Consider the following 12,660-nt stretch of genomic DNA (forward strand, 5'->3'; position numbering starts at 1 on the left):
TCGGGCGCTCACGACGCCGGGTCCTGGTCGGCGTCGGAGCGTACCGATGGAGGGGCCGGACGGGCGGCGGCCGCCTTGCGCGCGGCGGCGGTCTCCTCCTTGGCCGGCTCACCGTTCGGGTCGTGCGCGGGCGGCGGCGGAACCGTGGCCATCCACTGACCCAGGTGGTCCTTGTCGTGCAGCAGGTCCTTGATGTCGTACTCGGCGTACTCGAATTCCGGTGACCAGTAGAGCGCGTCGAACGGGCAGACCTCGATGCAGATACCGCAGTACATGCAGAGCGAGAAGTCGATGTCGAACTTGTCGAGCACGTTGCGCTGGCGGGGGCGGGCGGCGCCGGGCACCGCCACCTCCTCCTTGTGCGAGTCGATGTAGATGCACCAGTCCGGACACTCACGGGCGCAGAGCATGCAGACCGTGCAGTTCTCCTCGGACAACGCGATCACGCCACGCGAGCGGGGCGGCAGCTCAGGGGCGACGTCCGGGTACTGCTGGGTGGTCGTCCGGCTGGTCATCGTCTTGAGGGTGACCGCCAACCCCTTCACCAGGCCCGCGCCGGGCAGGCCACGCGCACCGGTGGCGCTGGCCGGGTCGCCGTGCTCGCTGGGGTCGCTCATGCCGACCATCCTGCCCTGTGGCCCCGGCGCGCGCGACCACCACCCACAGGTCCAGGGCGGTACCGTGGTCGCGGGGAGAACGAACGCACCTGGAAGGACCTGCCATGACCGCCGCGCTGCAGAGCGACTACCCGCCCGACGGCGGGTGGACGACTGACGATCTGGATGCGCTGCCCGAGGATGGCCGCCGCCGGGAACTGCTCGATGGAGTGCTGCTGATGTCCCCCTCCCCCACCCGCACGCACCAAATCATCGCTGGGCTACTGATGGCCGAGCTGCACGCTGACTGCCCCGACGGCTATGACGTGACCCAGGGCGTCGAGGTGCGGATCAACCGCACCCGGTCCTTCATCCCCGACGTGCTGATCACCACGGCCACCGCAGCTGCGCGGGAGCCGTCGAAGTACGAGCCACACGAGGTGGTCCTTGCCGTCGAGATCGTCTCACCGAGCACCCGCTCCATCGACCGGGTGTTGAAGCCGGCGCTGTACGCCCAGGCGGGCATCCCGTTCTACTGGCGGATCGAGACGCAGGGTGGCGCGCTGGAGGTCGTCACCTACCGGATCGACGCGGTGAACGAGGTCTACAGCGAGACGGGGCGGTGGACGAAGTTCGTCGACACCGGCGAGCCCTTCCCGATCAACCTGGCGATCAGCCGGATCACGCCCCGGGTCCGCTGACGACGGTCGGTGGGAGCATCTCGACGCCGAGCTGCTGGAGGAGCTGGAACAGCTCGTTGCAGCTCCACACCTCGACGATCCGGCCCGCCCCGTCGAAGCGCAGGAACGTCGCACCGGAGTAGCTGACCACCTGCCCGGTCGGCGGCACCGGCCCGAACTGCCCCACGTGCGTGCCCGCCGCCCGCCAGTGCACGGCCACCCGCTCGCCGGCCGCCACCACGTCCACGATCTTGTAGCGCAGGTCCGGGAAGGCCGCCCGGCGCTCGCGGTGCCAGGCCAGCGTCGCCTCCGGCCCGGTGCCGCCCAGCCCCGGGCAGTCGTCGGCGATCAACTCGTACGCGGACTCCTCCCGGCGCGCGTTCCACACGTCGGCGATGAACCGGCGGGCCGCCGCCTCCACATCCGTCATGCCGGCAGGGTAACCGGGTCCACTCCGCGTCGCTGAGCGGTAGATCCGTAAGGATGGGGTACAGACACTGACCGGACCGGGAGGGTGACGTGGGCGAGGAAACAGGCGGGAAGTACGTCGAGCCGGGTGGCGAGTTCACCCGCGACCAGCGGTACATCGCCACTCGGATCACCGAGGACGGGCGGGACGGGTACCCGGTGGAGCCGGGCCGGTACCGGCTGGCGGTCAGTCGGGCCTGCCCGTGGGCCAACCGCCTGATCATCGTGCGACGGCTGCTCGGCCTGGAGGACGCCATCTCGATGGCGGTGGCCGGCCCCACCCACGACGCCCGGAGCTGGACCTTCGACCTCGACCCGGACGGCCGGGACCCGGTGCTCGGCATCGAGCGCATCCAGGAGGCGTACTTCAAGCGCTTCCCCGGCTACGAGCGCGGCATCACCGTGCCGGCGATGGTGGACGTGCCGACCGGGCAGGTGGTGACCAACGACTACGCGCAGATGAGCCTCGACCTGTCGACGCAGTGGGGCGCGTACCACCGCGACGGCGCTCCGCAGCTCTACCCGGAGCACCTGCGGGCGCAGATCGACGAGGTCAACGCGGTGGTGTTCCGGGACGTCAACAACGGCGTCTACCGGTGCGGCTTCGCCGGCAGCCAGGAGGCGTACGACAAGGCGTACCACCAGCTCTTCGACCGGCTGGACTGGTTGACCGAGCGGCTGACCGACCAGCGTTACCTGGTCGGTGACACCATCACCGAGGCCGACGTGCGACTGTTCACCACCCTGGTCCGCTTCGACCCCGTCTACCACGGTCACTTCAAGTGCAACAGGCAGAAGCTGAGCGAGATGCCGGTGCTGTGGGCGTACGCCCGGGACCTGTTCCAGACCCCCGGTTTCGGCGACACCATCGACTTCGACCACATCAAGCGGCACTACTACGAGGTGCACCGCGACATCAACCCGACCGGGATAGTGCCGCTCGGCCCCGACCTGTCGAACTGGCTCACCCCGCACGGCCGGGAAACGCTGGGTGGCCGCCCGTTCGGCGACGGCACCCCACCCCCGCCGCCGGCCGAGCCCGTCGACCCCGCACACACCCCGTTGCGCTGAGCGGCGCTCCTACAGGGCGACGCGGACGGCTGCCGTGAGGACCAGTTGGGCGAGGGACGCTGGCACCAGCACCAGCCAGCAGAGCCGCTGGAGCTGGTCCTCACGCAGCCGGGGGTAGGACACCCGGAGCCAGATGATCACGAAGGACACGGCGAAGACCTTCAGCAGGGTCCAGAGCCAACCCAACTGGTCGTCCGCGAACGGGCCCTGCCATCCGCCGAGGAACAGCACAGTGGTCAGCGCGGCGATCACCACGATGCCGACGTACTCGGCGAGCAGGAAGAACGCGAAACGCAGCCCGGTGTATTCGGTCATGTAACCGAAGACCAGCTCCGAGTCGGCCACCGGCATGTCGAACGGCGGCCGGCGGATCTCGGCCACCCCGGCGACGAAGAAAATGATCATCGCGGGCGCCTGCCAGAGCAGCCACCACGGTTGCCACGCCTCGACGATGCCCGACAGGCTGAGCGTGCCCGCCGCCATCGCCACCGACGCGGCGGCCAGCACCAGCGGCAGCTCGTAACCGAGCAGCTGTGCGGCACCGCGCAGCCCACCGAGCAGGCTGTATTTGTTGGCCGACGCCCACGCCGACATCAGCACCGCCACCACCCCGACACCGACCACGGCCAGCACGAAGAACAAGCCGATGTCCAGAGGTTGCCCGACCAGGTCGTTGGGGCCGAGCGGGATGACCAGCAGCACCAGCAGGTAGGGCACCAGGGCCACCACCGGGGCCAGCCGGAACACCGCCCGGTCCGCCTCGCGTGGGGTCACGTCCTCCTTCTGCACGAACTTGACCCCGTCCGCGACCAGCTGGGCCCAACCGTGGAAGCCGCCCGCGTACATCGGGCCGAGCCGGCCCTGCATGTGCGCCATCACCTTGTGCTCGGCCTGGCCCACCAGCAACGGCAGGGTGAGGAACGCGACCAGCACGCCACCCACCCGCAGCACCAGCTCCACCCAGAGCGGCATCAGGTCGTACCCCCGTCGTCGTCGGTGCGCTCGGCGCGGGCCGGCGGGTCCGCGACCGGGCCGGGCGCCGGCTGGTCGGGTGAGCCCGGGCCGGCAGCGGGCGCGGGCTGCTCGGGCACGGCCGGGCCGTGGTCGGCCGCTGCAGACCGGGGAGTACGCGCCGGACGGGCCCCCGGAGCGGGCCGTGCCGGACGGTCACCGGCGGGTCTGGCCGGGGTGCCGCCACGCGGCCCCTCCCCCACACCACCCGCGCCGGCCGGGGTGGGCGTGGGGCCCCACTCACCCGGAGCCGGAACACCCGGCGGGCGGATCGGTCGACGCCCACCGCCGGCCTCCGACTCGCCCGGTTCCTTCGCGCCCGGCCAGGGCTTGGCCACCCGGGAAGCGAGCACGAACTCCTTGCGCAGCGGGTGACCCTCGAACTCCGGGGGCAGCAGCAGCGGACGCAACTCGCCGTGGCCGGCGAAGCCGATGCCGAACATCTCGTGCGTCTCCCGCTCGTGCCAGGCGGCACCCGGGTAGACATCCACCACAGAGGCGACAGTGGCATCGGCACGCGGCAACCGGGTACGCAGCAGCACACCGTGCCGCAGCCGCGTCGACCAGAGATGCGCCACCACGTCGAAGCCCTCGGCCAACTCGTCGACGGCGGAGAGCCAGTCGAAGAAGTCGCAGGCCAGCTCGGTGTCGTCGCGGGCCGCGCGAACGGCGACCAGCCAGCTCTCCGGCGGCACGTCAACGGTGGCCCGGGCGAACCGCTGCCCGCCGGAGACCGACGGGGTCGCCTCGACCGGCGCGAGCAGCGCCACCAGCCGAGCACCGAGGGCTTCGGGAGTCATGCCGCTGATCCTAGTGCCGACCGGGCCCGGGCCCGGGCCGCCGCCGATGCCAGATGATCTGCCGGCTTTGGGCGCGGCGCAGCCCTCGGCGAGGAAAGATGAGGGCGTGCGCGCTGTGACTGTGAAACCCGGGGTCGCCAACTCGCTGAACCTCGTCGAGGATCAGCCGGAGCCGGCTGCCGAGGAAGGCTCGGTCCTGGTCGAGGCGCTGGCGGTGGGGATCTGCGGCACCGACCACGAAATCATCGCCGGAGAGTACGGCGAGGCGCCACCGGGGCGGGACCGCCTGGTCATCGGGCACGAGTCACTGGGCCGGGTGATCGAGGACCCGAGCGGCACCATGCAACCCGGCGACCTGGTGGCCGGCATCGTCCGGCATCCCGACCCGGTCCCCTGCCCCAACTGCGCGGTCGGCGAGTGGGACATGTGCCGCAACGGCCAGTACACCGAACACGGCATCAAGGCGCTACCCGGGTTCGCCCGTGACCGCTGGCGGATCGAGCCCCGGTTCGCGGTCGCGCTCGACCCGGCGCTGGCCCAGGTCGGCGTGCTGTTGGAACCGACCAGTGTGGTGGCGAAGGCCTGGGACCACATCGAGCGGATCGGGCACCGGGCCGAGTGGCAGCCGCAGACCGTCCTGGTGACCGGGGCCGGGCCGATCGGGCTGCTGGCCGCGTTGCTCGCCACCCAGCGCGGGTTCACCGTCCACGTGCTGGACCGGAACACCGACGGGCCGAAGCCGGAGCTGGTCGCCGGGCTCGGCGCCACCTACCACACGGTGCCGGTCAACGACCTGCCCTTCGAGCCGGACGTGGTGATCGAGTGCACCGGTGCGCCCACCGTGGTCCTCGACGTCATGTGCAAGGCGGGCCCCACCGGGATCGTCTGCCTGGCAGGGGTGTCCAGCGGCGGCCGGACCATCAACTTCGACGCCGGCGCACTCAACCGGGAGCTGGTGCTGGAGAACAACGTGGTGTTCGGCTCGGTGAACGCCAACCGGCGGCACTGGGACATGGCCGCGCAGGCGCTGGCCGGCGCCGACCAGGTCTGGCTCGAGTCGCTGATCACCCGTCGGGTGCCGGTGAACAGGTACGCCGACGCGTACACCCCGGGGCCGGACGACATCAAGGTGGTTCTGGAGTTCGCGTCCTGAGCGACGCCACGCCCGATCAGATGCCCGGCAGCCGGCCGTTGCGGAACAGGTCGACGAAGAGCTGGTGGTCCTGCCGGGCGCGCACCCCGTACGCGTGGGCGAAGTCCACCAGGTGGGCGACGAAGCCCGGCTCGTCGGCGTCCACCGCCGCGACGATCGCCTCCTCGGTGGAATAGTCCACCAGGTCGTGACTGGACTCGTCGTCGGCGACCGAGTGCATCCGGGCCACCGCCCGACCGAGGTCGACGAGCACCCCGGTCAGTTCCTCCGGCTCGTTGACGTCCGACCAGTCCAGGTCCGCGGCGTACGGGGAGACCTCGGCGACGAGCTGCCCGGCCCCGTCCAGCTCGGTGAAGCCCAGCCACGGGTCGGCGTGTGCCTGCAACGCCCGCTGCGACTCGGCTGTCCGGTGGCCCTGGTGCTGGAAGTAGCCGCGGACCGACTCGTCGGTCACGTACCGCGCCACCGCCGGCACCTGCGCCTGCTTCATGTAGATGACGACGTCGTTCTCCAGGGCCTGGGTGTGCCCCTCCAACAGCAGGTTGTACGACGGCAGCCCGGCCGAGCCGATGCCCACCCCCTTGCGCAGCACCACGTCCTTGATCCGCGCCGCCACCGGCCGAAGCTGCGTCGAAGCGTTCGGCAGTGTGCCCAGGTAGTCCTGGAAGGCGGCACGCACCCGGTCCCGGGTGGCGTCGTCGATCTCGAAGACCCCGTCACCGATGGAGAACCGTCGCTCGTAGTTGTCGATGGTGGTCTGCGCGGCCAGCAGGTCGACGCGGGTGTTGAGCCGGGCCTGCTGAAGCACCCGGCGCAGCACACCGTCGGCGTTCTCCAGGGTGATCGAGCCGATCGCGTCGTCCCCTCCGGCGGCGATCGCCCGCAGCTCGGTCAGGTACGACCGGGCGAAGCCGGCCACCAGATCGCCGATCGCCGTGTCGGAGAGCGCCTTGCCGTAGCCGAGCAGCGCCACGCTGGCCGCGAGCCGCCGCAGATCCCAGGTGAACGGCCCGACGTACGCCTCGTCGAAGTCGTTGACGTTGAACACCAGCTGCCCGGAGGCGTTCATGTAGGTGCCGAAGTTCTCCGCGTGCAGGTCACCGTGGATCCACACCCGGCTGGTCCGCCCGTCGGAGAACCGGTCGTCGGCGAAGTCGCCGAGCTGGTCGGCGTAGAACAACGCCGCGCTGCCCCGGTAGAAGGCGAACGGCGACGCGGCCATCTTGCGAAACTTGCGGCGGAAGGCGGCCGGGTCGACAGCCATCGACGCGCCGAACTCCTCGGTGAGCACGTCGATGATGTGGGCGGACCGCTGGTCTGCGGAATTGCTCATAGTGCGCAGGCTAGCCGGGCCCGGCGAGCACCGGCGTCAGCTCGCGGTGGGTGGGCGGACCGGCGGGGCCGTGAGCGAGTCGACCGAGCGTGGCGCGGCGGCCTCGCGGGGCGGGGCGTCCAGCGGCGCGGCGAGCACATCGCGCTGGGGCACTCCGCCGATTCCGGACTGCTCGGCGGCGATCTTCTCCTGTAGGCGCAGGATGCCGTGCAGCAGCGCCTCCGGGCGCGGCGGGCAGCCGGGCACGTACACGTCGACGGGAATGAGCTGGTCGACGCCCTTGGTCACCGAGTACGAGTCCCAGTAGGGGCCGCCGCAGTTGGAGCACGCGCCGAACGAGATGACGTACTTCGGCTCGGGCATCTGGTCGTAGAGCCGCTTGATGGCCGGGGCCATCTTGTCGGTCACGGTGCCGGAGACGACCATGAGGTCGGCCTGCCGGGGGCCGTGTGCGAACGGGATCACGCCCAGCCTGATGAAGTCGTGTCGACCCATGCTGGTGGCGATGAACTCGATCGCGCAGCAGGCCAGCCCGAAGTTGAAGACCCAGAGCGAGTAGCGGCGCCCCCAGTTCAGCACGAACCGGATCGGCTCACCGAGCACTGCCGGTAGCTGCACCTCGGGCCTCCCTCAGCTGTCTCCGAGTCGACAGTCAACCACAGGCACCACGGCGGCAACCCGCGCAACCGATACCCGCGTCAGGGCGTGTGACCGACGTGACCGCGTTGGCGGCACGCGTACGGGGAGGACCAGATGACGGTGATGAGGGAGCCACGGCTCGACGAGCCGCCACCCGAGGGGACCGCGGAGCGGTCGGCGCGGTCGCAGGAGCGCGAGGTGATCGACTTCGACGGGCTCTACCATGCGCACTTCCGGTCGTTGACGCTGCAGCTCGCCGCCTACTGCGGTGACCTGTCGCAGGCACAGGACCTGGTGCAGGAGGCGTTCTGCCGTGCGTTCGCCCGCTGGTCGCGGGTGTCCCGCTACGACGATCCGGTGGCCTGGGTGCGTCGGGTCGCCTGGAACCTGGCCACCAGCCGCTGGCGGCGGCTGCGGACAGCCCAGTCGTGGCTGCACCGGCAGCGCGAGGAGCACATGCCGGGGCCGGGGCCGGACCGGGTCGCGCTCACCGCCGCCCTGGCCCAGTTGCCGACCACCCAGCGCCGCGCCGTGGTGCTGCACTACCTGGCCGATCTCAGCGTCGTGCAGATCGCGGCGCAGGAGGGAGTGCCGGAAGGCACTGTCAAGTCCTGGCTGCACCGGGGACGGGCAGCTCTGGCGGTCAGCCTGGCCACCGCGAACGAGGTGAACGACAATGACTGAGCTCGACGATATCCTGGTCGGCGGCGAGTTCGCCGCGTTCCGCGAGGCGTACGCCCCGGCGGTGCACCCGGCCGGGACGGCTGCGGTGCGGGAGACAATCCGGCGTCGGCGCCGGCGTACCTCGATGGTCACCGCGGCGGCCGTTGTGCTCGCCGTGGCGATCCCGGTGGGCGCGAACGCAGCCCTGCACCGGCCGCCCGAGCCCGGACCGGCTCAGACCGTGACTCCGACCCCGTCGGGGACGAGCGCCCCGCCCACCTCGCCCGCACCGAGCACGGCCAGCCCCATCTCGGCCGCGCCGGACGGTCGGATCACCCGGTCGCAGCTGCTCGCCGCCCGACTCGCCCTGCCGCGCTGGCCGCAGGGCGCCCCGACGACCTGCCTCACCGACGAAGTCCGGCTCCGGTCCGGGTCGCAGCAGGACTCGGTGGCGACGCTGCTGGGCGACCCCCGCTACGCCGACCTCGACGGCGACGGTGCCACTGAGACGGTCGCCCTGGTCGCCTGCCGCCAGGGCGAGGCCTCGGCCAAGCAGGTGATCGCCTTCGACCGGGACGGGGCCGGCCGCGTGGTCACGATGGGCCGAGTGGTCGGCACCCGGGAGGGGATGGACGACGTCACGGACTTCGCCGTGCAGGCCGACGGAGAGATCCGGGTGCACGTGGCGGACATCCAGCCCTGCTGCAGCACCCCGGAGTGGGCGCCGCAGCGGCAGTGGCGGACGTACGCCTGGACCGGCGAGCGGTTCGACCAGACCGCCGGGCCGACGAAGTTCGGGGTCGACCCCCGGCTGACCGACCTCACCCTGACGGCCGGTGACCTGATCGTCGGGGCACCGGACGCGAAGGGCAAGCGGGCCGCAACGTTGACCGTCACGGTGGTGAACAAGGGACCCGTGGACGTGCCCCTGCTCGGGTTCAGCAACTTCTACACAGTTGGGGAGCCCGCCGGCGGGGACCTGGCCCGGTGCCGGGAGGTGCGCTCCGATGGGCCGGACGCCTGCGTCCTGGACGGCCTGCCGGCCGGGGATCGGAAGACGTACACCTTCACGTTCCGCTACGCGCCGCCGAGCATCGACAATCCGCCGAACCTGCAGGTCATCCACTACGACTCCCAGGAGCGGTGGTGGAGCGACCTGAAATGGAAGGACAACGAGGTCGAGCTGAAGACGGCCGGCTAGCCGCGCGACGACCCGGGCCGCGGTGTCAGATTGGCGACAGGCGCAGCCGCAACCAACCATCCACATAGGACGTGTGCACACCATCGGGCGACGGAGATGCCGCCACCCAGCAACGGGGATCCACGGGAGGACTTCGACATGACCACACGCACCGCACGGCGGCTGGCCGCCCTTGTGCTCGGCCCGGCAGCGGCGCTGCTGGCGTTCAGCGCACCCGCCGCGGCGGCACCTGCCGGCCACGGCCTCGACGCTGACGTCTCGGTGGGCCAGCTGGTGCTCAACCCGACCGAGCGCGGTTACCAGGGCAACCTGCCGATCACGGTGACGAACCGCGGTCCAGCCGACACCTACTTCAGCGTCACGATCGTCGAGCCGGTCGCCGGCTCCATCGGCAACCTGTCGCCGGACAGCGCGTGCGGGTTCCAGGGCCTGCAGGACAACCGCCGGGTCGTCAACTGCTCGGTGCCCGGCGACAACCTCAAGCCGGGCGAGCGGCGGTCGTTCACTGTCGCCTTCCAGGCGCTCACCACGCCACGCGGCGTGGCGATGATCGCGAGGGGAGGCAGGGTCGAGGTGAACGTCGGCGACGGCAGCGAGGCGATCGGGGACGCGGAGAGCTTCGCCGCGCGCTTCCGCTCCACCTCGGGCTCTCTGCGCAACCCCGTGCCGTACGTGCAGGACAGCCAGGCACGAGCGTCGATCAGCACGGCCGCCGCGGCCACGCTGGTGCGGCAGGAGGACGGCAGTTACCAGGGCCGACTGCCGGTGACCGTCCGGTGGGCCGGTGACGCCGCGCACGATCTCCTCTTCGGCGAAGCGACCACGTTGCCGGCCGGCGTGCAGATCTGGGGCACCGACCCGCAGGACATGCCGAGCTTCTTCACCAACTTCGTCGTCCCGGGCGGGCGCTTCATGGCCGGCGAGGAGCGGAGCTTCGACGTGCTGCTCCGGGCGGAGCCCGGCACCGTCCCGGGTGATCTCGGTGCCGCCACCTTCCAGCTCGACACCCAGTGGGACAGCATCGTGGTGGCGGACGCCAGCCCGGGCGACAACACCGCCTCGTTCACCGTGACGGCCGGCTGATCACGAGGCACCGCCCGACCAGGGCCCGGGACCACTGCGGTCCCGGGCCCTCGTCGTCGCCGGGGTCGCACCCGAGCAGCTGTCCGGGACCCGACAGACAGTTCCGCCGGTACCCCGCAACCGGCTGGCGCGTCCGGCTGTGTGATCGATGCGGGCGGACGTACGCCCGTGGCTACCGCGGGGGAGGACGGGTGGTTGTGACGAGAGACGAAGGTGTGGGCGGGCGTCCACCGGACTGGCCGGGAACCGCCGTCCTACCACCGACGAAGCTGGTCTTCGACGACTTCTACCACGCGCACTTTCGGGGGCTGGTGGTGCAGCTGACCGCATACACGGGCGACCGTGGGCAGGCGCAGGACCTCGTCCAGGAGGCGTTCTGCCGGGCCTACACCCGCTGGGACCGGCTCGCAGGGTACGAGGATCCGCTGGCCTGGGTTCGTCGGGTCGCCTGGAACCTCGGCCACAACCGGTGGCGGCGACTGCGGACCGCCCAGTCGTGGCTGCTGCGGCAGCGGGAGACACACGTCGCGGGGCCGAGCCCCGACCGGGTGGCGGTCGACGCCGCACTGGCGAAGTTGCCGCCGAAGCAGCGGCGGGCCGTCATCCTGCACTACCTCGCCGACCTGACGGTCGCCGAGATCGCCGACCAGGAGCGGGTCGCGGAAGGGACCGTCAAGTCCTGGCTGCACCGGGGCCGGGCGGCACTCGCGACCCACCTGCACGACCCCAACGAGGAGGTGCGGGATGTCTGAGCAGGAGCCCCTCGGCATCGCCGAGGAATTCGCCCGCTACCGCCGTACCGTGCTGGCGGAGGTCGAGGCGCCCGGGCCCGCCGCCGTCCGTCGGGCCGCACGGCAGCGCGGCCGGCGCCGGCTGGCCGCGACGACCACGGCGGTGCTCGCGCTGCTCAGCGGTTCCGCCATCGGGTACGCGGCGACGAACGGCCCGGACCCTCAGCCGGGCCCGGTCGAGCCGACGCCGAGCGTGTCGGCGTCGCCGACGCCGAGCGACATCCCCAGTCCCTCCGTGACCAGCGCCAGCCCGACCTCGACAGTGCCCGACGGTCGCATCAGTCGAGCCAAGCTGTTGGAGACTCCGGTGACCCTGCCGGCGTGGCGGGCCGGTCCGGCCTGCCCGACGTCACAGATCCGGCTCACCGCTGACGCTCGTGAGGGCACGAACTGGCTCATGGTGCTCGACCACGGGGACGTGGACGGGGATGGTGCGGTGGAAACCGTGGCGCTCGTGCAGTGCGTGCTCGGCACGGGCGGACCGATGCAGGTGGTCGCCTTCGACCGGAACGAGGACAACGAGGTGATCACGCTCGGCCGCGTGGTGGCGAGCACCCGCGACAAGCCACAGTGGCTGTTCGCACTTGATGTGGTGGACGGCGGCACGGTTAGGGTGCAGGTCGGCGACCTCGCGCCCGGGGGCGGCTGGGACGCCAGGTGGTCGCAGCGGCAGTGGCGGAGCTATCGCTGGACGGGTGACGCCTTCGCGCAGACCTCCGGGCCGACGACCTTCGGTCCGAATCCACACCTCGTGAACCTCTCGGTGACGGCCGCCGACTTCTCCTGGGGTCCGAAGGAGCCCGACGGGACCCGAACCGGCACGATGGAGGTCGTTGTCCGCAACGTCGGCACGACGCCCGCCGCCCTCGTCGAGTTGAACCTGGGCTTGCAGCCCGGTGCCGTCGCCGAGGGCGGAGGCTGGTCCGTCTGCGCGGGCGGACCCCCGTCGAAGTCGCCACTCACCTGCCGCATCGGACCCCTCGCTCCCGGTGCTACGCGCACCCTCCAGCTCGGGCTGCGGGACAAGAGCACGATGAGCGGCAGCGGCATCGCCCGGGTCAGGCCGATCGGTGCCGCTGACAACCCGCTGTTCGAGTCGGCGCAGGAGGACAACGAGGACCGCTACCGCTACCGATGAACCATCCAGTGGTACGGCACGCCCGAATTCCCG

13 protein-coding genes and 1 pseudogene are annotated in these 12,660 nt (G+C 71.3%); 8 read left to right on the forward strand and 6 right to left on the reverse strand.

Going from position 1 to position 12,660, the window contains the following annotated elements:
- Positions 1–8: 8 nt before the first annotated feature.
- Positions 9–626: a NuoI/complex I 23 kDa subunit family protein gene (locus CLT68_RS03190; RefSeq protein ID WP_099848712.1), complete on the reverse strand. Its 618-nt coding sequence runs from the start codon at positions 624–626 to the stop codon at positions 9–11.
- 95 nt (positions 627–721) lie between these two features.
- On the opposite strand from CLT68_RS03190, the gene CLT68_RS03195 reads away from it, so the two are divergent.
- Positions 722–1,297 (forward strand): Uma2 family endonuclease, encoded by a 576-nt coding sequence (locus tag CLT68_RS03195; RefSeq protein ID WP_099848714.1) that lies wholly within the window; start codon positions 722–724, stop codon positions 1,295–1,297.
- Here CLT68_RS03195 and CLT68_RS03200 read toward each other — a convergent pair.
- Positions 1,278–1,706: an ester cyclase gene (locus CLT68_RS03200; RefSeq protein ID WP_099848716.1), complete on the reverse strand. Its 429-nt coding sequence runs from the start codon at positions 1,704–1,706 to the stop codon at positions 1,278–1,280. The two genes, CLT68_RS03195 and CLT68_RS03200, sit on opposite strands and share 20 nt — an antisense overlap.
- Positions 1,707–1,795: 89 nt before the next feature.
- Between CLT68_RS03200 and CLT68_RS03205 the strand changes: the two genes are divergently transcribed.
- A complete protein-coding gene (locus CLT68_RS03205) occupies positions 1,796–2,815 on the forward strand; it encodes a glutathione S-transferase family protein (protein ID WP_099848718.1) in 1,020 nt (339 codons plus the stop codon).
- 9 nt (positions 2,816–2,824) lie between these two features.
- Here CLT68_RS03205 and CLT68_RS03210 read toward each other — a convergent pair whose 3' ends face one another.
- Together CLT68_RS03210 and CLT68_RS03215 are read right to left on the reverse strand one after the other, a co-directional pair.
- The gene (locus CLT68_RS03210; protein ID WP_088950268.1) at positions 2,825–3,787 is read right to left on the reverse strand and encodes a complex I subunit 1/NuoH family protein; all 963 of its coding nucleotides are present in this window, start codon (positions 3,785–3,787) and stop codon (positions 2,825–2,827) included.
- Positions 3,788–4,029: 242 nt separating this feature from the next.
- Positions 4,030–4,626, reverse strand: a pseudogene (locus CLT68_RS03215) (NADH-quinone oxidoreductase subunit C); the annotation flags it as partial.
- Between the two features lie 106 nt (positions 4,627–4,732).
- Between CLT68_RS03215 and CLT68_RS03220 the strand changes: the two are divergent.
- Positions 4,733–5,779 carry a glucose 1-dehydrogenase gene (locus CLT68_RS03220; protein ID WP_199176976.1) on the forward strand — a complete coding sequence of 349 codons (1,047 nt, stop codon included), beginning with the start codon at positions 4,733–4,735 and terminating at the stop codon, positions 5,777–5,779.
- Positions 5,780–5,795: 16 nt separating this feature from the next.
- Here CLT68_RS03220 and CLT68_RS03225 read toward each other — a convergent pair whose 3' ends face one another.
- Both CLT68_RS03225 and CLT68_RS03230 read right to left on the reverse strand, forming a co-directional pair.
- Complete coding sequence (locus tag CLT68_RS03225; protein WP_099848725.1) at positions 5,796–7,112, reverse strand: DUF2252 domain-containing protein; 1,317 nt, start codon at positions 7,110–7,112, stop codon at positions 5,796–5,798.
- A gap of 36 nt (positions 7,113–7,148) precedes the next feature.
- Positions 7,149–7,730, reverse strand: coding sequence for an NADH-quinone oxidoreductase subunit B (locus tag CLT68_RS03230; protein WP_091402527.1), 582 nt, complete (start codon positions 7,728–7,730; stop codon positions 7,149–7,151).
- 135 nt (positions 7,731–7,865) lie between these two features.
- On the opposite strand from CLT68_RS03230, the gene CLT68_RS03235 reads away from it, so the two are divergent.
- From CLT68_RS03235 to CLT68_RS03255, 5 genes are all read left to right on the forward strand, one after another.
- Complete coding sequence (locus tag CLT68_RS03235; RefSeq protein ID WP_099848727.1) at positions 7,866–8,435, forward strand: SigE family RNA polymerase sigma factor; 570 nt, start codon at positions 7,866–7,868, stop codon at positions 8,433–8,435.
- Complete coding sequence (locus CLT68_RS03240; protein WP_099848730.1) at positions 8,428–9,615, forward strand: hypothetical protein; 1,188 nt, start codon at positions 8,428–8,430, stop codon at positions 9,613–9,615. Before CLT68_RS03235 ends, CLT68_RS03240 begins: the two co-directional genes overlap by 8 nt.
- A gap of 138 nt (positions 9,616–9,753) precedes the next feature.
- Positions 9,754–10,698, forward strand: coding sequence for a hypothetical protein (locus tag CLT68_RS03245; RefSeq protein WP_143743122.1), 945 nt, complete (start codon positions 9,754–9,756; stop codon positions 10,696–10,698).
- A gap of 191 nt (positions 10,699–10,889) precedes the next feature.
- Positions 10,890–11,450 (forward strand): RNA polymerase sigma factor, encoded by a 561-nt coding sequence (locus CLT68_RS03250; RefSeq protein ID WP_088950275.1) that lies wholly within the window; start codon positions 10,890–10,892, stop codon positions 11,448–11,450.
- Entirely contained in the window at positions 11,443–12,627 is a 1,185-nt protein-coding gene (locus tag CLT68_RS03255) for a hypothetical protein (protein WP_099848734.1), read from the forward strand. The genes CLT68_RS03250 and CLT68_RS03255 overlap by 8 nt, the downstream gene beginning before the upstream one ends.
- The last annotated feature ends 33 nt before the right edge of the window (positions 12,628–12,660 follow it).

The sequence above is a fragment of the Micromonospora sp. CNZ299 genome (genome assembly GCF_002754415.1).